This is a genomic window from Pseudonocardia sp. TRM90224 (assembly GCF_021245725.1).
Taxonomy (GTDB): Bacteria; Actinomycetota; Actinomycetes; order Mycobacteriales; family Pseudonocardiaceae; genus Pseudonocardia.
Window position 1 is genome coordinate 16,197 of the sequence record NZ_JAJGSX010000058.1, and the last position, 23,013, is coordinate 39,209.

The window sequence follows — 23,013 nt, forward strand, 5'->3', positions numbered from 1 at the left end:
GAAGCGCATGTCCACCCACAACGAGGTCGGTGGCAACAGGACCAGCTCGTTCGGCTGGGAGCTGATCTCCCGGCGCGTCGCGTCCCGGCTCTCCCAGAGCACGTTGGCCGAGGCCGCAGGCGTCTCGCTGCCGTGGCTGGTGAAGCTGGAGCAGGACCGCGGGCGGCCGTCCGACGAGGTCTGCCGCCGGCTCGCCCACGGCTTCTTGCCGAACGGCTCACCGCTCGAACGCGCCATGCTCGACCTGCGACTGCGCCGAGCGGCAGGCCAGTCGCTGGTGACGCTCAGCGGGCAGCGGCGACCCCCGGAGCGGGTCCTGCGCCTCTACGCCCGCGCGGCGCAGCTGCTCGACGAGAGGGACGCCCGGTCGCGGGCGGCGGTCCGGCAACGCATGGCGCGTGGCGAGCTCGCGGTGCACCACGACGTCGCGAGCCGGCAGGCGGGCTGAGGCATGGGCGTCGACACGGGGGAATCATGAGAAGGATGCGGGCGTCCAGCACGCCTCAACAAGAACCGACCATCGACGAGACCGACCTCGCGCTGCTCAACGCGATGCAGCTGAGTCCGCGCGCTCCGTGGTCGGAGATCGCGGGTGTCGTCGACGTCGACGCGGGCACCCTGGCGCGCCGTTGGGAACGGCTGACGGCGAACGGCGCGGCCTGGCTGGCCGTCGATCCGGGGTTGCCGCGGGAAGGCCGGATGGCCTCGGCCTTCGTGGAGGTCGATTGCGACATGGACCAGATCCTGCCCGCGGCGACCGCCTTCGCCGCGGACCCGCGGGTGGCCTCGGTCGCCTTCGTCTCGGGCAGCTGCGACCTGCTGCTCACGGTCTACGCGGCCGGCCTCGACGCGATGTCGCGGTTCATGCTCCACGGCACCTCGGCGGTCTCCGGGATCCGCTCCGTCCGGAGCCACCTCATCTCCCAGGTCGTCGTGGAGGGCAGCCGGTGGGAGCTGGGCGCGCTGGACCCCGTCCAGCGTCGCCGCATCGGGCGCCCGACCGTCCACCCGGCCGTAGCCGGCACGCTGCTGCCCGACGACGAGCTGCGCGAGCTGCACCAGCTGCTGACCGACGACGCCAGGATGGGCATCAGCGAGCTGGCAGCGCGCTTGGGCGTGAGCCGGCCGACCGCGCGGCGCCGCCTGCATACGGCGCTGGGATCGCGGCAGCTCGTCGTGCGGTGCGACGTGAGCCAGCCGCTGTCGGGCTGGCCGGTCTCGGTAGCGATGTGGATGTCGGCGCCGGCCGACCAGCACGCCGCGACGGCGGCCGCGCTGGCGGCGATGCCGGAGACGCGGCTGACCGTCGGGATCGTGGGCGGGCCGGCAAACCTGATGGTGATGTCGTGGTTGCGCCGGCTCGAGGACATGCACCGGCTCGAGGCGGTGCTCGCCGAGCGGCTGCCCCGCCTGCGTGTGGTGGACCGGGTGGTGACGATGCGGCGGATCAAGCGACTCGGGCGGTACCTCACCGAGGAGGGCTACGGCACGCCGGCCGTCGTGTTCGACCCGTGGCGGGAGCCGGTGGCGGCCGGTGGCCTCGACCGGCCCAACGCCGCCTACGTCAACGCGTTCATGCAACGGTCGGCACACCGCGGGCTCGACCTCGCCTAGTTCGGGACGCAGCCGTCGACGGTGGCCGCGCGGGCCTCGGCGCGTGCGGCCCTGACGCGCAGGACCTCGGCGAAGCCGGCGGCGTCGGGCACCGGAAGCTCCTGGGTGCCGGCCCGATGCGTGACGACGACGCTCTCGCCCGCAACGGCGTAGCGCTCGTGGCCGTCGACCGTGAGCCAAGGCTCGCGGCCCGAGACGTGACGCACGTCGACGGCAGTGATGTTGGAAAGCTGAATGGGGAGGGCCCACACGGTCGCCGGCGCCGTTTGCGCGAGGACGACGAGCAGCTCGTCCTCGAGCACGACCTGGTCCATCACCGCCACGGCCGGCATTCCCCGCTGACTTGCCCTGACCCGCATGGTGATGTCGATCGGGAGCAGTCCGAGCTCCGGTCGGAGTGGTTGCAGAAGAATGCGCCGCGCGGCCGTGAGCAGGGCGAATTGTGCACCGACTAGTGCGATCGGCAGGATCGCGGAAACCGATTCGGTGACGCCGCTGCCGGCATGGGCCGAATAGGAGCTCGACACCAGCCAGAGTGCAACGGCCTGGGGAACGGTCACGGCCGAGCCGCGCACCAGCCACGCGGCCGGGCGACGGCGGCTCGGGCTGCGCAGCTCGGCCAGTACCAGCACGGCGACCGGGCCGAGACCGGTCACGACAGCGATCGCCCTCGACCACACCGAGTCGGGATGGCCCATCCAGAAGAGGGTGATCGTTGCGGCGAGAACGAGTAGTCCGAGGGTGATCGCGGCGAGCAGAAGGGCCCGCGCGATTCGGAAACGCGACCGGGCGGCGCGCTCTGCCCGCCCGTTTTCGATCTTCATGGAAGCTCCGCGGGGAGTCGGTGAGATGAGCCCGCACAATGAATTCTGCGCTCCGGTTCGGCGCCTCGGTGGAACTGCTGCCAACTGGTCGCTCCGGGGACGTTCGATGCGCGAATCGGTAACGTCGGAACGTCGTTCGAACGGCTGGGAGAACTGAGCGGGAATTGAGCACGATTCGGTATGGAATCGGCTGCTCCGGTCGGCTGAGAATGTTCAGGTCACGCCTTGTGCAGCCGAGGCGGACAGGGGAGCGCCCCGCCCCCCAAAGGGGCCTCCATGGGGCCCGGGCCGTGCCTCACCAGCGCGGTTCGGGCTCCCGTCCGCACACCGGCCGGTGCCGGGGGTGGCCGAGGGGTGCCAGGAAAGCCACTTTCCTGTCCTGTGGCGCCAGGAAAGTGGCTTTCCTGGCAACGTGTGCGTGCGCGTTCGTCGGGGTTGTTACGTCTGGGGGGTCGGGTCGCCGTCGAACTCCTGCTGCCACAGCAGCTCGGTGATCCGTTGCACGGCCCGGTCGCGGTGGCGTCGGTACGTGCTGAGCGGCAGCTTGAGCGCAGCTGCCGCCTGCTCCTGCGTCGGGTCGGGCTGCACGAACGCCCGGACGGCCACCTGGTGCAGCACCAGCTTCCGCGGGTCCTCGCGGAGCATCTCGACGGCCGCGAGCAGCACCTCGCGCAGCGCGGCTTCCGGCGGCTGTGTCCGGCTGCGCATCCGCACGACGGGGGAGCGCAGCAGCGGGTTGAGCGCGAGCCGCCCGGTCAGGTGCAGATCGCGCAGCGCGTCGCGCACCGCCGCCGCGAAGTCCGCCTCGGAAAGCACGTGCCCCGGGAGCGCGCCCGATGGCTCGACGGGGCCGCCGAGCTCGCGCGCGGTGGTGAGCTCGAGCCACTCGTCGATCCCGACGACGCGCCAATCGTGCGCGTAGACGGCGAACGTGCGCGCGTCGATGTCGTAGTCGGCGGCGGGCACCCGGCTGAAGTCGAGGTAGTCCATGATCGAACGGCACATCGGCTTGCTGTCCGAGACCCCGACGAGGTCCCACGACCAGCGCGAACGCGACAGCCCGGCCTCCACCCTGGCCATCGCCGCGAGTGTGAAGCCGAGCGTCGACAAACCGGTCGGTGAGTCGTCGAGGAGGAACCGCCACGCCATGACGGCCTCGCCCGGGCGGGGCGGGCCGGCCCGCTGCGCGAACTCCCACATCGAGCGGGCGCCGGGATCAGCCGCGATGTCGCCCGCGCTGCACTCGTGCAGCGCGAGGAACCCGCCGAAGCTGCGCGGCTCGCCGTCCTCGCCGCGGATGACCTTGAACGCTCCGGGCTGGCGTTCGAGCCAGTGGTCGAGCATCGCCGCCTGCTGCGGCCCGTGGCGTTCCTCGGTCATCGCGAGCAGCACGGGACGATCGTGGGGCTGGACCGCGTCCAGGTACGGGATGCGCCCGTCCGGCCAGCGCATCGTCGAGGCGAGCAGCGGGTGGCTGCGCGCGACGAAGATCGCGTCGGCGATCCGGCGCTGGGTAGCACGCTCGTCGGCGGTCCGGCGGACGTTGTCGACGAGGTAGCGGCGGACGCGTCGGTGCAGGTCGGCGTAGCCGTCGCCGTCGCGCCACCGCTGGTCCGCATCGAGCACGTCACGCGCGAGGGCCGAGGGGTACAGCCCGAAGGGCCCTTCCTCCATGAACGACAACGTGCGCAGCCAGCCGAAGAGCCCGCTGCTCCCGTCCGGGCCGAGAACGGAGCGCAGCAGGTCCTCCGTGGTGGACCTGGCGTGCGCGGCGACGTCGAGGGCGATCTGGTGCGCGGGCGACGGGACGGCGTCGATCACGTGCGAGAGCAGCGCGTTCAGCACCACCGGCACGTCTTCGAGCCGCCGCGGAACGGCGTCGGCCGGGTACCCCCGGCGGTACAGCGAATCGACGAGGAGGGACAACGTGAACGGATGGCCGTGGCTCAGCGCGACGAGCCGCTCCCGCAGGGCGGCCGGCACGTCCTCGACCACGAGGTAGTCGAGCGCGTCCTGCGCCGGCAGGTTGTCGAGGCGGACGACGTGCAACAGGTCGCGCCACGCGGGATCGGCGAGCCACGGCGCGACCGGGCGCCGCCGCCCGGCGACGACGACCAGCGCGCCGCTGGGGAGCGAGGTGAGGAACTGCTCGCGGAACCACGGGTCGATGCCTTCGAGCAGCTCGTACCCGTCGACGAGCAGCAACGGCCGAGGTACCTGGCTGAGCGCCGCGATCGGGTCGTCGAGGTCGCCCGCACCGAGCGCCGTCGAGAGCGCTGCGAGCACACCGCTCGGTGTCGGCGTGATGCGGCACGCGTCGATCCGGGCCACCGTCGCGCCGAGCCCGGTCGCCTCGTCGCAGAACACGTCGAGCAGCGACGTCTTGCCGATCCCGCCCGGGCCGTGCACGAACATCACCGAGAAGGGCGGTGCCTCGACGGTGAGCGCCGCGCGGAGCTCGTCGATCTCGGTGCGGCGCCCGGTGAAGCGCCGCCGCCGAGCGCGGCGCAGCTGATCGGACAGCGACTCGGTCCTCATCAGCACCATCCGCTCCCCCCAGGCCGGCCAGACCCCCTACCCGCTGCGACATACGGGAGTCGATGTTCGCGCCCTGCTGGGAAGTCGCCTCACGTTCTGCCGGATTCGGTCACCAACGGCGGCCGTGGTGCGCGTACCGGTAACGCAATCCGGCGCCGTGACCGTTGCGCCGACAACACCCGCGCGTGGGCAAGACGGGTGCGGGACGCACACGTTGCCCGAGCCGCGCCGGGCTCGCGGGGAGGGCAGGAAAGCCACTTTCCTGCCCTGTGAGGGCCGGAAAGTGGCTTTCCTGCCCTCGTGGGTGCGCGGCGCCGTCCGCCCGCGCGGGGCACGGCGGTGGCCATCGCGCAGTCGAGCTACTCGACCCGCGCCGCCGCGACGGCGCGGACGCGGGCATTCGCGACGGCGCCGAAGTCGGCCGCATGCAGAACGGGGAGGACGCGCTGGCCGCTGGTGTGCCGGACCACCAGCACGTCGCCGGCCGGGGTGGGGAGCCGGAGGTCCTCCAACACGAACCACGGGTCGTCAGCGGGGACGGTCGGGCGGACGTCGATGTCGAGCACGGCGGCGAGCGGGATGTGCTCCTCGTAAGCGTGGGTCAGGCCTTGCTGGGCCCTGACGACGATTTCCGTTCCGGTGAGTGTCACCGCATGCGGATTCGTCCACGCCGGTTGGTTGCCGATCGGGCGGATTCGCACCTTGATCTCGACGTCGGTGTCGCCGAGATCGGCGCTCAACGGATATCGCAGCGCCCGGAATGCGGCGATCGCCGGTAGCGAGAGCGCCGCTGCGGCGACCGGCGCGACGAGCCATCCGATCGTGTTGTCGACGACCAGGCCGACGGCGACGCCCTGGACCAGCGCGACGCCGATCGACCGGTTGCGGAACCTGGAGGGCGCGGTGCCCGTCGGGTTCCGCCGCTCGTGCCACACGAGCCCCAGCGCAGGTACGACCGCGACGATCGTCGCGGCGATCCCGGCGAACCGCGTCAGCTCGGTGGCCATCGCGGCCACGACGACGGCCGCGGCGAGGTGCGTCGCCCACGTCGCCGCCCGCCAGGTGCGGTGTCGTTGCCGGCGCTGCTGCGCCGGGCAGGTCGTCGCCATCGCACAACCCTTTCTCGAGTGCGGATTCTGCCTTGAGTTAGAAGGGTCGTAAGCCAAACTTAAACGAGTCTGAAATGCTGGCCTTTACTGCAGATCGGGAAATTTACCATATTGAGCGGCGCAGCTCAGCGACTGGTCAACCAACTGACCGATTGGTCGGCTGCAGGCTCGTCGGTGTAGCAGGTCGCTCTAGCGGGAGGCCGAGCTGTACCGTCCCGCCGTGCGCCTGCCCAGGTGGGTCGGACGCGATCAGCTCGGGTGGTCCGGGGTGGTCGCGGTGTCGGTGGTGCCCGGGTTGCTCCTGTGGGCGCAGGTGGGGCCCGGCCCGGGTGCCGTGGTCAGCGTCCTGCTGCCCGGTCTGGTCGCCGGGGCCGCGTTCGCCCTGCTCCGGCGCCGCACCGAAGGGTTGCGCACCGAGCTGGCGCAGGTCCGGCGCACCGCGGAACAGCGGGCCGACCTCGTCGCCGCCGTCAGCCACGACGTGCGCACCCCGCTCGCGATGGTGAAGGTCGCGGCCGACCTGCTGGTGCAGGGCGCTCCCGGCGAGATCAACGAACGGCAGCGCCGGTTCCTCATGACGATCTCGGACCAGTCGGACCAGGCGGTCGCCATCGCGGAGGACCTGCTGGTGCAGGCCAGGATCGAGGCCGGCCGGTTCTCGGCCCGCTTCGCCCCGACCGACCTCAACCGCGTCGTCGCGGAGACCGTGCGCGGCCTGCGTCCGCTCGCCGAGCAGCGCGACCAGCGGATCGTGACCGACCTGCCCCGCCTGGCGCCGCTGCTCGTGCTGGACGAGCGGTTGATCAGGCGGGCCATCGTCAACCTCAGCACGAACGCGATGCGGTTCACCCGGTCCGGCGGGATGGTCGTGGTGCGCCTGCTGGACAACGACGACTGGGCGGTCGTCTCCGTCACCGACGACGGGGTCGGGATGACCCCTGCCGCCCGCGAGCAGCTGTTCCGCCCGTTCGTGACGGGCTCGACCCTCGCCGACGGGACCGGCCTGGGCCTGGTGCTCACGAAGCAGATCGCGCAGCTGCACGGCGGCAGGCTGCTCGTGGACACGAAGCCGCAGCACGGTACGACGATCATGTTGCGACTTCCGCACAGGAGGACCCCGTGACGGCGCAGAAGCCTACGGCGTTGCTGGCCGAGGACGAGCCACAGATGGCGGAGATGGTCGCGTTCATCCTGGAGTCCGAGGGGCTGGACGTCGTCACCGTCCACGACGGGTTGCAGGCCCGCCGGGTGTGGGCGGAAGGCGGCATCGACATCGCGGTGCTCGACGTCGGGTTGCCGGGCCTCGACGGGCTGCAGCTCTGCCGCGAGATCCGGGCCGCCGGCGTGCTGCCGGTGCTGCTGCTCACCGCGCGCTCCGACGACTCCGAGGTGATCGAGGGCCTGGAGGCCGGCGCCGACGACTACGTCGGCAAGCCGTTCAAGCCGCGGGTGCTCGCGTTGCGCGTGAACGCGTTGCTGCGCCGCAGCGCGCCGCGGGCGCCCGAGCAGCTGCGGGTCGGCGATCTGAGCATCGATCTGCTGACCAGGGCCGTCGTCGTGGCGGGGCGGTCGGTCGTGCTCACCGATTCGGAGTGGCGGCTGCTCAACGCGCTCGCTGCGCGGCCGGGCGAGATCGTGTCGTGGCGCCGCCTGCTCGACGAGGTGTGGGAGGTCGAGAACTGGGTCGGCGGCCGGGAGCTGGTGAAGGCCGCGATCTACCGGCTGCGGCAGCGGCTGCACGACGACACCGCGCACCCGCGCTACATCGAGACGGTGCGCGGCGCCGGGTACCGGCTCGTCCCCTGACCCGGATCGGCTCGGTAACGGCCGGCTTACCAAGCGATCACCCGCGGGTGACCGTCCACCCGGGCCGTCCTGCTTAGGCTCCCGGAACCACGGCGGAGTCGCCGTGCTCGGATGGGGGAGGCTCCATGCGCAAGACGATGGTGGTGCTCGCGGCGCTCGCGTTGGCGGCGACGACGGCTGCGTGCTCGCAGCGGGCGGCCACGGGTTCCGGCCCCAGCAACGAGGTGATCGTGGCTTGCGGCGCCGCTGAGGACTGGTGCCAGACCATGACCGCGGCGTTCACCGCCAAGACCGGGATCCCGGCCAAGCACGTGCGGCTCTCCAGCGGGGAGACCGTCGCCCGGCTGGGCGCGTCGAAGGAGAGCCCCGAGTTCGACGTGTGGCACGGCGGGCCGGCCGACGGCTTCGAGGCGGCGAAGGGCCAGGGCCTGCTGCAGAGCTACACCTCGGACATCACGAAGAAGATCCCCGACAAGTACCGCGACGCCGAGGGCTTCTGGACCGGTGTCTACGTCGGGGCGCTCGGCTTCTGCTCGAACCGCGACGTGCTCGCGAAGACCGGGCTCGCAGCGCCGACTTCGTGGGACGAGCTCCTCCAGCCCGGCTATGCGAAGCAGCTCAGCGTCGCGCACCCGGCGACGTCGGGCACCGCGTACACCACCCTATTCACGTTGGTGAAGCTCAAGGGCAGCGAGGACGCCGGGATGGAGTACTTCCGCAGCCTCAACAAGTCGGTGCTGCAGTACAGCAAGAGCGGGACCGCACCCGGCCAGTTGGCCGGTCGTGGCGAGGTGGCCACGGGCGTCGTGTTCTCGCACGACTGCATCAAGTACCAGGAGGAAGGGTCGACGTCGTTGCAGCTGACCTTCCCCGCTGAGGGCACCGGCTACGAGGTCGGTGGCGTGGCGATCATCAACAAGGCCCGCAACCTGGACGGGGCGAAGGCCTACGTCGACTTCGCGACGACCGCGGAGGCGCAGGAGCTCGGCCCGACCGTGAAGTCCTACCAGCGCCCGACCGCGCCCGACGCCAAGGCGCCGCCGCAGGCGTTCGACCCGGCGGCGGTCAAGCTGATCGACTACGACATCGTCGCCGCCGGCAAGGCGAAGAAGGCGCTCGTCCAGAAGTTCGAGGCGAGCGTCGCGACGGCGCCGAAGGAGTAGGACGTGGCATTGCTCTCCGCCTCGCCTTCACAACCCACGCAGTCCGCGCCCATGAAGACATCGCGCGGGCCCGCCGGTGGACCCCGGCGGGCTCGCGCGAACCCATCGCTCGTCGTCTCGGTGGCCGTGGTCTGCCTCGTGCTCGGGCTGGGTCTGGTCTTCCCGGTGCTGCAGGTGCTGTTCACGGCAATGTCCCCGGAAGGTCTCGACGCGGTCGGCGACCTCGTCGGCAGCCCGGTCAACCAGCAGGTCGTCGTCAACACCGTCGTGCTCGGGCTGAGCGTCGCGGCCGTGGGCCTCGCGCTGGCATTCCTGTTCGCGTTCGTGCAGACCCGCCTCGACGTCCCGTTCAAGCGGACGCTGCACGTGATCGCGATCGTGCCGGTCGTGAGCCCGCCGTTCGCGCTGGCGACCGCGCTCGTGGTGCTCTTCGGCCGCAACGGGGTGATCAGCCAGGGCATCTTCGGCGTCCCCTACGACATCTACGGGCTCGACGGGCTCACCCTCGCGCTGGCGCTCTCGTTCTTCCCGGTGGTCTACCTGACGCTGCTCGGGATGATGCAGCGGCTCGACCCCTCGCTCGACGAGGCGGCGACGAGCCTGGGCGCAGGCCGCGGCCGGATCTTCCGGACGGTCACGCTGCCGATGCTGCTCCCGGGCCTGGCCAGCGGATTCCTGCTGCTGTTCGTGGAGGCGATCGCCGACCTCGCCAACCCGCTCGTGCTCGGCGGCGACTTCACCGTCCTCTCGGCGCGCGCCTACATCGCGATCACCGGCGACTACGACGTGGTCTCCGGTGCGGTGTTCTCCCTCTCGCTCCTGATCCCCGCGATCCTGGTCTTCTTGCTGCAGCGGTACTGGGTCGACCGGCGGAAGGTCTTCAGCGTCACCGGCAAGCCGACGGGGCGTCCGCACCTCTCGCGCAGTGCGGTGGCGTGGGTGGTCTACGCGCTCGCGGTGGCCGTCGCGCTGCTCATCGTCGTGATCTACGCGACGATCGTGTGGGGCGCGTTCAGCGCGGTGCCGGGGGTCAACAACGCGTTCACGCTCTCGCACTTCGAGTTCGTCCTGTTCGGCATCGGCTCCGAAGCGATGATCGACACGACGGTGATGGCACTGGTCGCGGCTCCGCTGGCCGGGCTGGTCGGCGTCGTCGTGGCGTACCTCGTCGTGCGCAAGCTGCCGCGGACGGGCCCCGCGCTCGACTTCGTCGCGATGCTCGGGATCGCGGTGCCCGGCACGGTGCTCGGCATCGGCTTCGTGCTCGCGTACCGGGCCGAGAACCTGTTCGGCGGGGTCACGGTGATCCCGTCGCTCGTCGGTGGTGCGGCGGTGCTCGGCGGATCGGTGGGCATCGTGATGGTGCTGCTGGTCCGCAGCATGCCGGCGGCGGTGCGGGCCGGGGTGAGCTCCTTGCACCAGATCCACCCGTCGATCGACGAGGCCTCGGCCAGCCTCGGCGCGGACGACGCGACGACGTTCCGGCGGATCACCCTGCCGTTGATCCGGCCGGCGCTGATGGCGGGGCTCACCTTCGCGATCGCCCGGTCGATGACCACGCTCTCGCCGATCGTCTTCCTCACCACCCCCGACACCAAGATCATGACCTCGCAGATCCTGGCGGAGGTGGACGGCGGCCGCTTCGGCAACGCGTTCGCCTACTGCTGCGTGCTCATGCTGATCGTCCTGGGCCTGATCGGGCTCGTCCGGCTCGTCGTCCGGGACCGCTCGGCCCGCCCCGCGCCGACGATCGGCGCACTGACCACGACGGCGGCGGCGGTGCCGCCGACCGAGACGCCGGTGCCCGTTGGTGCCGTCCCGACGAAGGAGTAGGCGACTGTGGTGGACCGTGGAACGGGCCATGTCGTGCTTCGCGGCCTCACGAAGCGTTACGAGAACACCGACCCCGCCGCACCACCGGCAGTCGACGGGTTGGACCTGGACATCCGCGCCGGCGAGTTCCTGACCCTGCTCGGGCCGTCCGGGTGCGGGAAGACCACAACCCTGCGGATGGTCGCCGGCTTCGAGACCCCCAACAAGGGAGCCATCACCGTCGACGACGTCGACATGCTGCGGCTGCCGCCGAACAAGCGGCCGATGGCGATGGTGTTCCAGAGCTACGCGCTGTTCCCGCACCTGTCGGTGTTCGACAACGTCGCGTACGGACTGCGCATCGACCGGTCCCGGCGCAGCGGCCTCGAGGACGCCGTCGAGATCGCCCTGACGAGCATGAACCTCACCGGGTTCGGCGCCCGCTACCCGCACCAGCTCTCCGGCGGGCAGCAGCAACGGGTCGCGCTCGCCCGGGCCATGGTGATGCAGCCGTCGGTGCTGCTGTTCGACGAGCCCCTCTCCAACCTCGACGCCAAGTTCCGCGAGCAGATGCGCCGGGAGATCCGGCTGCTGCAGCGCCGGATGGGCATCACGAGCCTGTACGTCACCCACGACCAGGCCGAGGCGATGAGCCTCTCCGACCGGATCGTCGTCATGAACTCCGGCCGGATCGAACAGGTCGCCGAACCGAGCGAGGTCTACACGCGCCCCGCGTCGGTCTTCGTCGGCAACTTCATCGGACGGGCGAGTTTCCTCTCGACCCCGGATGCGCGCCCGCAGGGGGGACGGGCGCGCATCCGCCTCTTCGACCGCGACATCGAGGTCGCGGCCCACCCCGACGCCCGCCACGCCGACACCGCACTGCTGATGATCCGCCCGGAGTCGATCTCCGTGACCCCGGCGGCCGAGAGCGGCCACGGCATCGTCCGCAGCACCGTCTACCTCGGGGCGACCGTGGACTACGAGATCGAGACGGACCACGGCACCGTCCTCGCCTCGGTCAACGACCCCGACGCCGGCGCCCTCCTCGAGGAGGGCACCCGCGTGCGCCTCGCCGTCGACGCCGAGCGGACGTACCTGCTGCCGCGAGGCGCCGACACGTCCACTGAGCCGGATCTGGAGGCGGTCGGCGCAACTCGGTGAACGCGGGGGGTGGGGGAGGGCAGGAAAGCCACTTTCCTGCCCTGTGGGGGCCGGAAAGTGGCTTTCCTGCCCTTGCGTGCGGAACGCACACACCGAGCACGGATCCGATGCTCGTGCTGGTCGACTTGACGCTACCGGCACCGTCGGGTCTGCCCCCCGCTCGGTCCGGTGGCCTGCCGGATCGAAAGCGGGACGACGCTGACCCAAGATCGTGGATCAGCGGCCGACGGCCGCATCCATGGTCGAACGGAGGCTCGTTCTCGTGTCGGGGACTCGAAGAGGTCGTGTGTCGCGTCGGGTGGTGCTGACGTCCGGTGTCGCGGTGGGAGCCGCTGCGGCGGTCGGGGTGCCACTGGGGATCGCTGCCAGCCATCGCGATCAGATGCCGGCGGCAGCTCTGCCGAACGGGCTCGACGAATTGGTCCGGACCCGGATGGCGGAGCTGAAGGTGCCCGGCGCGGCGGTCGGGATCCTCGCCGACGGAATCGAGCACGTCGCCGGGTTCGGCGTGACCAACGTGAAGCATCCGCTGCCGGTCGACGGCGACACCCTCTTCCAGACCGGCTCGATCGGGAAGACGTACACCGGAACGGCGATCGCCCGGCTGGTGGAGGACGGACGTCTCGACCTCGGCGCTCCTGTCCGGACCTACCTCCCCGGCTTCCGGGTCGCTGATGACCGGGTCTCCCGGGAGGTCACCGTGCGACACCTGGTGACCCATACCGCCGGGTGGTTCGGGGACAGCGAGATCGAGACGGGCGACGGTGACGATGCGCTGGCGCGGTACGTCGAGATGATGGCGACCCTGCCGCAGATCGCCCCGCTGGGCGAGCACTTCAGCTACAACAACGCGGCGTTGTGCGTGGCCGGCCGCATCGTCGAGGTCGTGACCGGTCAGACCTACGAGGCGGCGATCGGTGCACTAGTGCTGGCGCCGCTCGGACTGGGACGGACGTCCTTCTTCGCGAAGGACATCATGACCGAGGCCTTCGCGGCCGGCCACGAACTGCCACCGGGTGATCCTGGCGGCGAACCCGAACCGGTCACGCCGTGGGCGTTGCCGCGCTCGGGGAACCCAGCCGGCGGTATGACGTCGAGCGCCAGGGACATGGTCCGCTACGGCCGGTTCCACCTCGGCGACGGTTCGGTCGACGGCACCCGGGTGCTCGGTGCCGCCGCACTGCGGGGCATGCAGGAACCGTTCGGGCCCGGCGGGAGCGAGGGGCCGTTCATGCTGGACGGCATCGGGCTCACCTGGCACGTGACGACGATCGGCGGCCGGCGTGCGGTCATGCACGCGGGCTCCACCAACGGGCAGCAGTCCAACCTCGTGCTCGTCCCCGAGCGGGGGTTCGCCGTCGTCGTGCTCACCAACGCCGGAGCGGGCCTCCGATTGGCCGTCGACGTCGTCGACCAGGTGTTGGACCGATTTCTCGGACTTCGGTTCCCGAGGATGGCGGGCGGGCCGCCTCTTGGTCCCGAGAACGGTGAGTACGTCGGTGACTACGAGTTCGGGCCCGGAACGGTGCTCAGCGTAGGTGCGTCCCCGGACCGGATGACGCTCTCGGTGGTGCAGAACGGGCAGGAGGTGATGGGCGGGCCGTTGACGCAGGCCGGCCCGGACCGGGCCGTTGTTCCGCTCCTCGGCGTCGAGGGCATCACGGAGTTCGTCCGCGACAGGTCCGGCTCGGTCGCGTGGGTCCGCTTCTCGGGCAGGCTCGCTCCGCGACGGCGTTGACGCAACCAGTCGGTTGCCTTAGTATGGCAACCGTTGAGTTGCAACGCTCGAAGGAGGAGAGCCCCATGTTCGATCTGCCTGCCGCCCACCTGGCGATCACGCTCGTCCGTCGTGAGTTCGAGGCCGAGACGATCCGGCCCCGTCGCCCGTCCCGCCTGGTGTCGCGGGCGCGGGCTGCTGCCGCAGCTGTCCTGGCGGGGATCCGCCAGGAGAGGCCGGCGAAGCGCACCATGGCCGTCGGCTGGCCGCTCGCGCAGCCCACCCGGGGTCGGGGAGGGCAGGAAAGCCACTTTCCTGCCCTGTGAGGGCCGGAAGGTGGCTTTCCTGCCCTCGCATGCTCATGGGTAGCGGGCGCCGGCGGCGCACACGGGGATGCGTGCGGGACGCACACGTTGCCGGGAAAGCCACGTTCCCGGCCCCACACGCCGGGAAAGTGGCTTTCCAGGCAGCCGCCGGCCGGGCCGGCGCTAAAGGCCGGCGGGCCGAAGATAGTGAATTCGCGTGATGTGCCACCCCCACCGGCGGGGCGACGATGGCGACGTTCGCTCCCCGATGTGTGGAGGTCTGTCTGTTGTCCGCCATGTCCCAACCCGCGGCGGCCGTCGTCGACCTGGGGGCGCTGCTGCCCGGGCACTCGCCGCGGCTCGCCGGCGAGGACATGACGCACGTGCGGCTGCTCGCCGAGGCCGGTAGCGACCTCCCGCCGATCCTCGTGCACCGCGAGACAATGCGGGTGATCGACGGGATGCACCGGCTGCGTGCGACCGCGATCCGGGGCGGGACGACGATCGCGGTGCGCTACTTCGAGGGCACCGAGGACGAGGCGTTCGTGCTGGCCGTCGAGACCAACCTGGCGCACGGGCTGCCGTTGTCGCTGGCCGATCGGGAGGCTGCGGCGGTCCGCATCATCGCCGCCCACCCGAACTGGTCGGATCGGGCGGTCGCGGCCCGGACGGGGCTGGCCGGCAGCACCGTGGCCACCGTGCGCCGACGGGGCGCGGGCGGTGCGCCGATCGTGACCGCGCGCGTCGGGCGGGATGGCCGGATGCGTCCGGTGAACGGTGCCGAGGGGCGCCGCCGCGCGAGCGCGGTGATCACGGCGAACCCGGACGCGTCGCTGCGGCAGATCGCGCGGTCGGCCGGGGTCTCGATCGGTACCGCCCGGGACGTCCGCGAGCGGATGGGACGCGGTGAGGACCCGCTGCCGATGCGGCTGCGGCGCACCTCGGCCGCACGATCGGCGCCGACCGCTGCCGCGGCGTCGTTCGACGTTGTGTCCCTGCTGCGGACGCTGCAGCGGGACCCGAGCCTGCGGTTCAACGAGACCGGGCGCGGGCTCGTGAAATGGCTGCTCGGGCACGCGGTCGTCCCTGCGGACAACTCCCGCATCGTCGACGCCGTGCCGCCGCACTGCACGAAGGCGGTGGCCGATCTGGCGCTGGCCTGCGCAGCGGCATGGCAGCAGCTGGCGGAGTCGCTGCGGGAACGCGACGCCCTGCGGAGATGACCCTCCCGTAGCGTTCGGTGGGTGTCCGTCCATCCCGCCGGCAGGGCGATCGTCGGCCGCACCGCAGAGCTGGAACAGCTGCACGAGGCGATGCGGATCGCCGCATCGGGGCGTTCCCAGGTGGTTGTGATCGGTGGTGAGGCGGGCGTCGGGAAGACGAGGCTCATCGACGAGTTCGTCGCCGATGTGCGCGACCGCGACGTCCGCGTGCTCACGGGCAACTGCGTCGAGCTCGGCGCGCAGGGCCTGCCGCTCGTCCCGTTCACGTCGGCGGTGCGGGCGTTGGCCCGGCAGGTGGGCGTCGAGGCGCTGAGCGCGATGCTGCCGACCCCCGACGGTCTGGCCCGCCTGCTCCCGGAGCGGGACGAGCCCGTCGCGACGTCATCGGGCTGGCTGCCGCCGCCGGCGGAGATCTTCCACATCTACCCGGCGCTGCTCGATCGGCTGAGCGCGGAAACGCCCGTGCTGCTCGTCGTCGAGGATCTGCACTGGGCCGACCGGTCGACCCGCGAGCTGCTCGACGTGCTCGCCCGCGGGCTCCGGGACGCGCGGCTGTGCGTCGTCGCGACGTACCGCACCGACGGCACCTCGCGCGGAGATCCGCTGCGGGCGTTCCTCGCCGAGCTCGATCGGGTCCCTGCACACCGGATCAACCTGGAGCGGCTGAGCCGCTCGGAGACCGAGCACCTGATCGTCGCCGCGCTGGGTGAGCGGGCGCAGGTGGCGCTGATCGACAGGGTGTTCGCCCGCTCCGGCGGCAACCCCTTCTTCGTCGAGGAGCTCGTCCGCGCCGAGCGCGGCGACGACGCAACCGGGCTGGGCGATTCGCTTTTGGGAGACTCGCTGCTCGGGTTGCTGCTGAGCCGGATCGACGGCCTGTCCGAAGCCGCCCAGGGGCTGGTCCGGACGGCGGCCATCGGCGGCGAGCGGGTGCCGCACGAGCTGCTGGCCGCGGTGGCCGAGATCCCGGACGGGGCGCAGTTGACCGGCGTCCTGCGTGAGGTCGTCGACGCCCACGTGCTGCTGCCCGAGGGCGACGGGTACGCGTTCCGGCACGCGCTGGTCCGGGAAGCGGCGGTCGGCAGCCTGCTCCCCGGCGAGCGGACGGCGCTGCACCGACGGTTCGCGACCGCCCTCGAAGCCGCGCCCGGGCTGTTCCCGCTCGACCGGATCGCTGCCGAGCTCGCCCATCACTGGTCGGAGGCGGGCGAGGCCGGCCGTGCCCTCCCCGCGCTGCTGCGCGCCGCCGCGACGGCGCACGCCATGCACGCCTACGCCGAGCAGTGCCAGATGCTCGTGCGTGCGCTGGAGTTCTACGCGCAGATGGACGCGATGGGCATCGACCACGTCGAGGTGCTGGAACAGGCGATCGTCGCGTCCGTGCGCGCGGGCATCCCGGAGCTCACCGCTCAGCTCACCCAGCGCGCCCTCGCCGAGCTGGATCCGCTCCGCGAGCCGCAGCGCGTGGCGCCGCTGCTGGCCCGGTGGGCCAACTGCCTGCTGGTGCTCGACCGCAACGGCGCGCTGAACGCCGCCGAGGAAGCCGCCCGGCTGATGCCGGCCGACGAGTCCGCGGCCCGGGTGGCGGTCCTGGAGACCCACGGGTGCGTGCTGGGTCTGGTGGGCCGGGGCGGCGAAGCGGAATCGATCTTCCGGGAGGCCATGCGGATCGCGGAGCGGCGTGATTTCCACGAGGCGCGGATCTCGGCCTGGACCGGCCTGTGCAACGCGCTGGTGAACGTCGGCGACCAGCGCAGGGCGCTCGCCGAGCTGGCAGCGGTACGGGCGTTCGCCGAGCAGCGCGGTGCGGTGCGCAACCTGCCGCGGATCCTGGCCGTCACGAGTCACCTGCTCTGGGCGATCGGCCGGCACCACGAGGCGGTGGACGTTGCGGCGACGGGTGCCGCGTTGGCCCGCAGGGTCGGTGCGTTCCCCAGCATGGGCGCTGCCGCGGCGACGTTCGGGGCCGCGTCGATGATCTCCCTCGGCCGGTGGGCCGAGGCAGAGGCAGCGCTCGCCGAGGTGACCGAGAGCCGCCCGCAGGGGATCTGGGCCGCGTTCCCGCAGTACTTCGGCGGCGTCCTCGCGCTCGCCGTCGACGACCTCGACGCCGCGGACCGCCGCATCGAGAAGCTGCGAGCAGCACTCGGTTGGCCGGCCGACGGCAGCGACAACGGGATGCTGGTCTCGATGCTGGCCGCCGAGATCGCTCTGCACCGCGGCGACCTGGAGGACGCCGCCCACCACGTCACCGGCGCGCTGGGGGCGATGGGTTCGGGCGTCCCGTCGGTCACCTGGATCCTGCTCGCGACGGGGGCGCGCGTCGTCGCCCGAGCCCATGCGGACGAACGACACGAGTGGCCCGCCTTCAAGGCCCTCGCCGAGGAACTGTCGGCATTGGTGACCACGGTCCCCGCCGACGCACCCCGGTGGCGTGCCTACGCGATGCAGATCGCCGCCGAGCTGCGGGGGATCACCGCGGAGAGCGGGCCCGCGTGGGCCGACGTCGTCGACGCGTGGCACGCGGTGGAGGAGCCGCTGTCCGTTGCCGTCGCCCAGCTGCGCGCGGGGGAATCGGCCACGCATCGCGCCGAGGCGTCGAAATGGTTGCGGGCTGCTGCCGACGCCGGGCGAATGCTCGGTGCTCCGTCTCTCGGACGTGCGGTCGAGGCGGCGGCGAGCAAGGCCCATGCCGATCTGCATGGCGCATTCGGATTGACCAGACGTGAGGTGCAGGTTCTGCGACTGGTATCCGGTGGGTGCTCGAACCGGGACATCGGGGCGCAGCTGCACATCACCGCGAACACCGCGGGTGTGCACGTGTCGCGCATTCTGGCGAAGCTTGGTGTGGCGAACCGCACCGAGGCCGCTGCGGCCGCGCATCGGCTGCGCCTGTTCGAAACCGGTTGATCGCGGACCGCCGAGCGTTCAACCATTCAGTTCTCGCAGTTGAACAGGTCGTTGTCGGCTGCTGTGTTCGGGTGTACGTCGATCGTCTTGACGGGTGAATGCGCCGCACGGAACGCTGCGCGTGGCATCGATCGTCCGGTTGCTGCGCGCGGCCACCGAGTTGAACCGGTAAGGCATTTCCCGCGCATCGCTCCCTGATCGGACAGATCGAGCTTTCAGGCCCGCCGGCCGGCGGGCGCATCCGACGTGAAGAGGAAAGCAATGAAGATGCATCGCGTTGCGGTTGTTGCCGCGATGGTGTTGGTGGCAGCGTCGATGGGAGTGCTGGCCGGGCCGGCGGCCCTCGCCGCCGAATCGTCCGGAGGTTGTCCGACACCGGCCGGGGTGCCGGTTGTGGAGGACTTCAAGGAGTTCTTCACCGGTGGTGGCCACTTCTACACGCTCGACGACGCGGAGGCTGCAACGGTCGCGTTGCCGCGGCCGGTGGGATACGGATTCACGAAGAAGCCCGACGCCGAAGCGGCAGGGCTCAAGGGGTACTCGTCCGGCGGGGACGGCCTGATCGCCATCCACCGGCTTGAACAGGTGGGCGGGAACAACAACTACCTCGTCACCGCCCAGCAGTCCGAGATCGACGCGCTGGCCCGGCCGGACAGCCCATACGGGCAGTTCACCGACGACGGGATCATCGGCTACGGCTTCGCCGAGCCGTGCGGCGACAGCCTCGAATTGCACCGCTACAGCCTCAATGGTGATTCCCGGGTCGGCCCCGCCGATCGCCAGGACCTGCTCGACGCCGGGTTCGAGGACGACGGGATCGTCGCCTTCCTGCCGAGAGGCTGACGCTGCGCCCCGCGACGGGCGGTCGACGTCGCGTACCCCGTGGCGTCCTCACGCAGGGTGTGCGCTGTGTGAGGACGCCACGCCATGTGTGGCGCCCCTCGGGGTTCGGCAATCTGGTAAGGCGATCTGCGCTGCCAGCTGGACAAGGAGTAGGGCTTCTGATTAGATGAACGAGTCCTGACCACAACGGGTTGGGGTAGGGTCGCTGACCAGTAGACGCTGACGTAGCGTGTCCGCTGTCCGGCGAAGCCCCTGGTGGGCAGCTCAGGTGTGGTGCTGACGTAGCGCACCACGCTCGGCAACCACCAGTGGGGGTTGACTGCTGGTGCCCGTTTCCGGGCCGCAGGTTTCCGCTGCTGCATCGCGATCGTCCATCGATCTCACCGTTCTCGTTCTCATCGTGGAGGGCTTCCGGCATGTACCAGCACATCGAGCGCGACGGCGAGGGCTTCGGCCCCGCCGTGCTCGCCGATGTGTCGTGCGTGCGGTTGCGGCTCCGGCAGCCGGTGCGGGACCGCGCACTCGCGGTGCTCCGGTGGGCGTTGGGTCTGGCGGGTTGCGTCGTGGTGATGTGGATGGGGTCGGCGCTGCTCGCCACCCCGGCCTCCGCTGCGGCCGCCCCAGTGCTGTCCGCCTCGCAGGGCCTTGTGAAGGGAGGGAAAGAGAGGCCTGCAGGTGTTCGGTTCGCCGGGATGGAAAGCGGCGACGGCGGCGATGGCGGCAATGGCGGGGAGGACTCGCAGTCGGACGGCGGCGAGCAGAACGATTCGTCCGCCGATGACTCGGGCAACGACTCGGGCAACGACTCGGGCGATGATTCCGGCAACGACAACGCAGGCAACGATGACTCGGGCAACAACGAGTCGAGTGACAACCCGGATGACAACAACTCGGGCGACAACGCCGGCGACAGCAACTCTCGCGAGGGCTACTCGGGCGACGACACTTCCCGTGCCGAGAAGTCGGACGCCGATAACTCGATCGACGACGACGGCACCCGCGGTTCGCGCGACGATGATTCACGTCGCGACGACTCCGCAGAATCGTCCAAGCGCGACTTCGACGGTTCCGACGAGGATCGCTCCGCAACGGAGAACGATCGCTGGAACAGGTCGAGCGAGAAGCAGGACACCGACGAGCAGTCCGGCGCGAGTGAATCCGCGGAGCGCGACCGCAAGGACGCACCGGAGAACGATGCCACTGAGAACGATGTCACTGAGAAGGACGCCGCCGAGAAGGACGCAGCCGAGAACGACACCACCGATTCGCGGCAGGCGTCCGATGACGGTTGGGATGGCACCCAGGGCGAGGACGCCGCTTCGGAGAAGGTCGCGGAGTTCGCCGAGAAGGTGCGGGCAACCGCGAAGGAGTGGGGCCGCGAGCAAAGCGGATCGGACACCGACGGCACCAACGAGGACGGCGCCGACGGGGATGCGGCCGACGAAGACCGGGCCGCCGAGATCGCCGAATACGCCGGGCAGTTCGGGGAGGAGCTCGCCGACAAGATCCGCGAACGAGTTGCCACCGACCTTCCCAAATGGGTGCGGGACAACGGTGACAACGGCGACGGCGGCGACGACGTCATCCAGCTCCCGGAGGTCGTCGACGGTTCCCACAACGGTGCGGACATCGCCGAGGGGATTCGCGAGCGCATCACCACCGAGTTGCGCGAACGGCTCGGCGACGAGATCGCCGACAAGGTGAACGAGAACTGGGACAGCGGAAAGGACGAGCGGGCGGCCCGGCTGACCCCGGGGTCCGACAGCGCGCAGCTCGGTGCCGAGAAGGTCGACCCCGCCGCGCTGCCGGTCGAAGGATCCGTCGACGCGCTCTGCTCGGCCCACGGTGAGTGCACCGATGCCGAGTCGATGCGCGACCGGTTCGCGTCGACGACGAGCGCTCGTGGCCCACCGCGCGACGTGGACGACCACAGCGGGGACAACCGCAAGGGGGACGACCGCGATCGCTGGGACGGCGACGCGGAGCAGGTGGAGAAGGCGCTCGACGGGCGGATCGAGAAGGACCGGTCGGCCGCCGAGCTGGAGGAGAGCCGCAAGCAGGCCGCGTCCGGTGGGATCACCGCCGACGAGCTGGCCGAGCGGGAGACCGCGCACCAGGAGCTGGCGGCGCAGGCCGACGCGGACAAGGCGGAGCTGTCGCAGGACCGGGCGGAGCTGATCGACCGCGTGGTCGACGGGCACCGGGACGTCTCGACGCGTGAGGCCGCGCTCGACGCGGAGCGCGAGCAGGTTGCGGCGGGCGCAGCGACGGCGGACGACTACGAGCGCAACGCCGCGCAGCTCGAGAAGGACAAGCAGAAGCTCTACAAGGACACCGGCGAGCTGCGTGAGGCGGCGGGCCGCGATCGGCCCCGGACGCCGGGGCACGCGTCGGATGAGGGCTCGGCCGCCGGGTGCGGCAAGAGCGGCGCGTTCGTCGAGTGCGGATCGGTGACCGAGACCGCCGACGGCGATCAGGAGCGGGACAGGTGTGTTGCGCTCGCCGGGGTGTCGAGCGGGTGCGGTGCGTCCACCGGCTCCGGCGACTCGAAGGGTTCCGCGTCGTGCGTGCTGACCGGTGCGGACCAGGGCTGTGGCAGCAACACCTCGAAGGGTGAGGTGACGGCGTCCGCCTGGTGCTCGACCGGCGAAGGTGATTGCCAGCAGTCCAGCAGCGCGGGCGAGCGTGGTGCGGAGATGGCGTGTGAGACGGACGCGGGGACGTGTCGCGGCTCCACGAGCGGTCCCGCGCAGGACGATCCGGGGCAAAAGAAGAAGGACGCTGTCCTCGCTTCTGATGAGCAGAGTGGTCGGGCGGCGGCCTCGGCGCAGTGCACCGCGGCGACGGGCTGCGAGGTCACGGGGTCGATCGACCTGACGACCCGCGCGGTGCGTGCCGAGGCGGCGGTGGACTGCCGGACGAGCGGTGCGTGCACCGGTTCGGCGAACACCGACACCGGCTCCGACACGAAGGCGGCGGCGGACACCGCCGCGAACACCGCCGCGGCGAGCTGCACGGTGTCGAGCGGCGATTGCGCGGCCCGCAGCGGCACCCGCACCGCGGACATCCGCAACGGCAAGGCGGGCACCTCGGCCGCGTCGGGCACGGTGGACTGCGGCAAGGCCACCGGTTGCGCGGGCACGGCGAACACCACTACCGGCGGCAAGGTCACCTCGCAGCCGGTCACGACCGACACGGCCACCGTCGCCGCCGCCGTTCGCGAGACCAGCGCCTCGGCGAACTGCACGGCCGGCGCGGGCGGGTGCTCCGCGGAGTCCGGCTCGACGGTGGGCAACACGGCTCGCAACGGTTCGGCCGCGAAGAAGGCCGCCAAGCAGCCCGCCATCCGGACGCTCACGGCGTCGAGCACGGCCTCGGCCGCAGTCGACTGCGCCGCGGCCGCGTGCAAGGGCACCGGGTCGACCGCGACGTCCGGTGCGGCGTCGGGCGACATCGTCGGTGTCCGCGACAGCTCCGGGTCGGCGACCTGCGCGGCGAACGGTGCGGGCGGCCGGTGCGCCGCCGACTCCGGCTCGAAGGTCACCGACCGGGCTGCGGCGAAGGTGGTCCAGGCCGGTGGGGTCGTGCCGGTGAGCGGTCCGGTGAGCGTGTCGACCGCATCGGCGACGATCGAGTGCACGAGCGGCCGGACCGGCTGCGGCGGGACCGCGGCTTCGGCGACGAGCGCGCGTGACACCGCGGTCACTCCGGAGGCGCGTGGCACTTCGGTGACCGCGGCCTGCGATGTGACCGGCGGCAGCTGCAAGGGCGCGACGAAGTCGGCCGCGTCCAGCGCGCCCGACCACGTCGTGATCGACCCGGCGACGGGCAAGCCGGCCGAGGGTCAGCCGCTGACCGGTCCGTCGAGCACCTCCAGCGCGACCGCGAACCTGGACTGCCCGAAGGGGTGCACCGGCGCGGTCACCACGACGGCCACCGGAACCGACGCGGCCGTCGGCGGCCCGCGCACCTCGACCGGGACGGC

Annotated in this window: 16 protein-coding genes; 13 read left to right on the forward strand and 3 right to left on the reverse strand. The window is 71.3% G+C overall.

Features of this window, described 5'->3' with window-relative positions; genetic code table 11:
* Positions 1 to 7 precede the first annotated feature (7 nt).
* Positions 8 to 448 (forward strand): helix-turn-helix transcriptional regulator, encoded by a 441-nt coding sequence (locus LL648_RS39870; RefSeq protein WP_232668161.1) that lies wholly within the window; start codon positions 8 to 10, stop codon positions 446 to 448.
* Positions 449 to 483: 35 nt separating this feature from the next.
* Positions 484 to 1,614: an Lrp/AsnC family transcriptional regulator gene (locus tag LL648_RS39875; protein ID WP_232668162.1), complete on the forward strand. Its 1,131-nt coding sequence runs from the start codon at positions 484 to 486 to the stop codon at positions 1,612 to 1,614.
* On the opposite strand, the gene LL648_RS39880 is transcribed toward LL648_RS39875, so the two are convergent.
* The 3 genes from LL648_RS39880 to LL648_RS39890 all read right to left on the reverse strand — a co-directional run bounded on the left by LL648_RS39880 (position 1,611) and on the right by LL648_RS39890 (position 6,085).
* Positions 1,611 to 2,477: a hypothetical protein gene (locus LL648_RS39880; RefSeq protein WP_232668163.1), complete on the reverse strand. Its 867-nt coding sequence runs from the start codon at positions 2,475 to 2,477 to the stop codon at positions 1,611 to 1,613. The genes LL648_RS39875 and LL648_RS39880 overlap by 4 nt on opposite strands.
* A 399-nt stretch (positions 2,478 to 2,876) precedes the next feature.
* Positions 2,877 to 4,976, reverse strand: coding sequence for an AAA family ATPase (locus tag LL648_RS39885; protein WP_232668164.1), 2,100 nt, complete (start codon positions 4,974 to 4,976; stop codon positions 2,877 to 2,879).
* A 359-nt stretch (positions 4,977 to 5,335) separates the two neighbouring features.
* On the reverse strand, positions 5,336 to 6,085 hold the full coding sequence (locus tag LL648_RS39890) for a hypothetical protein (RefSeq protein ID WP_232668165.1): 750 nt from the start codon (positions 6,083 to 6,085) through the stop codon (positions 5,336 to 5,338).
* 220 nt (positions 6,086 to 6,305) lie between these two features.
* Between LL648_RS39890 and LL648_RS39895 the strand changes: the two genes are divergently transcribed.
* The 11 genes from LL648_RS39895 to LL648_RS39945 all read left to right on the forward strand — a co-directional run.
* Positions 6,306 to 7,208 carry a sensor histidine kinase gene (locus LL648_RS39895; RefSeq protein WP_232668166.1) on the forward strand — a complete coding sequence of 301 codons (903 nt, stop codon included), beginning with the start codon at positions 6,306 to 6,308 and terminating at the stop codon, positions 7,206 to 7,208.
* Positions 7,205 to 7,891 (forward strand): response regulator transcription factor, encoded by a 687-nt coding sequence (locus LL648_RS39900; protein ID WP_232668167.1) that lies wholly within the window; start codon positions 7,205 to 7,207, stop codon positions 7,889 to 7,891. The genes LL648_RS39895 and LL648_RS39900 overlap by 4 nt, the downstream gene beginning before the upstream one ends.
* A gap of 125 nt (positions 7,892 to 8,016) precedes the next feature.
* Positions 8,017 to 9,054: an ABC transporter substrate-binding protein gene (locus LL648_RS39905; protein ID WP_232668168.1), complete on the forward strand. Its 1,038-nt coding sequence runs from the start codon at positions 8,017 to 8,019 to the stop codon at positions 9,052 to 9,054.
* A 3-nt stretch (positions 9,055 to 9,057) separates the two neighbouring features.
* Positions 9,058 to 10,887, forward strand: coding sequence for an ABC transporter permease (locus tag LL648_RS39910; RefSeq protein WP_232668169.1), 1,830 nt, complete (start codon positions 9,058 to 9,060; stop codon positions 10,885 to 10,887).
* 9 nt (positions 10,888 to 10,896) lie between these two features.
* Positions 10,897 to 12,030 carry an ABC transporter ATP-binding protein gene (locus LL648_RS39915; RefSeq protein ID WP_232668170.1) on the forward strand — a complete coding sequence of 378 codons (1,134 nt, stop codon included), beginning with the start codon at positions 10,897 to 10,899 and terminating at the stop codon, positions 12,028 to 12,030.
* A 286-nt stretch (positions 12,031 to 12,316) separates the two neighbouring features.
* A complete protein-coding gene (locus LL648_RS39920; protein WP_232668171.1) occupies positions 12,317 to 13,768 on the forward strand; it encodes a serine hydrolase domain-containing protein in 1,452 nt (483 codons plus the stop codon).
* 65 nt (positions 13,769 to 13,833) lie between these two features.
* Entirely contained in the window at positions 13,834 to 14,073 is a 240-nt protein-coding gene (locus LL648_RS39925) for a hypothetical protein (RefSeq protein WP_232668172.1), read from the forward strand.
* A 275-nt stretch (positions 14,074 to 14,348) separates the two neighbouring features.
* Positions 14,349 to 15,275: a ParB/RepB/Spo0J family partition protein gene (locus tag LL648_RS39930; RefSeq protein WP_232668173.1), complete on the forward strand. Its 927-nt coding sequence runs from the start codon at positions 14,349 to 14,351 to the stop codon at positions 15,273 to 15,275.
* Between the two features lie 21 nt (positions 15,276 to 15,296).
* On the forward strand, positions 15,297 to 18,185 hold the full coding sequence (locus LL648_RS45605; protein WP_232668174.1) for a helix-turn-helix transcriptional regulator: 2,889 nt from the start codon (positions 15,297 to 15,299) through the stop codon (positions 18,183 to 18,185).
* A gap of 261 nt (positions 18,186 to 18,446) precedes the next feature.
* Entirely contained in the window at positions 18,447 to 19,028 is a 582-nt protein-coding gene (locus LL648_RS39940; protein ID WP_232668175.1) for a hypothetical protein, read from the forward strand.
* 416 nt (positions 19,029 to 19,444) lie between these two features.
* Positions 19,445 to 23,013: hypothetical protein (locus tag LL648_RS39945; RefSeq protein WP_232668176.1), on the forward strand; the 3,569-nt coding region annotated here is incomplete at its 3' end.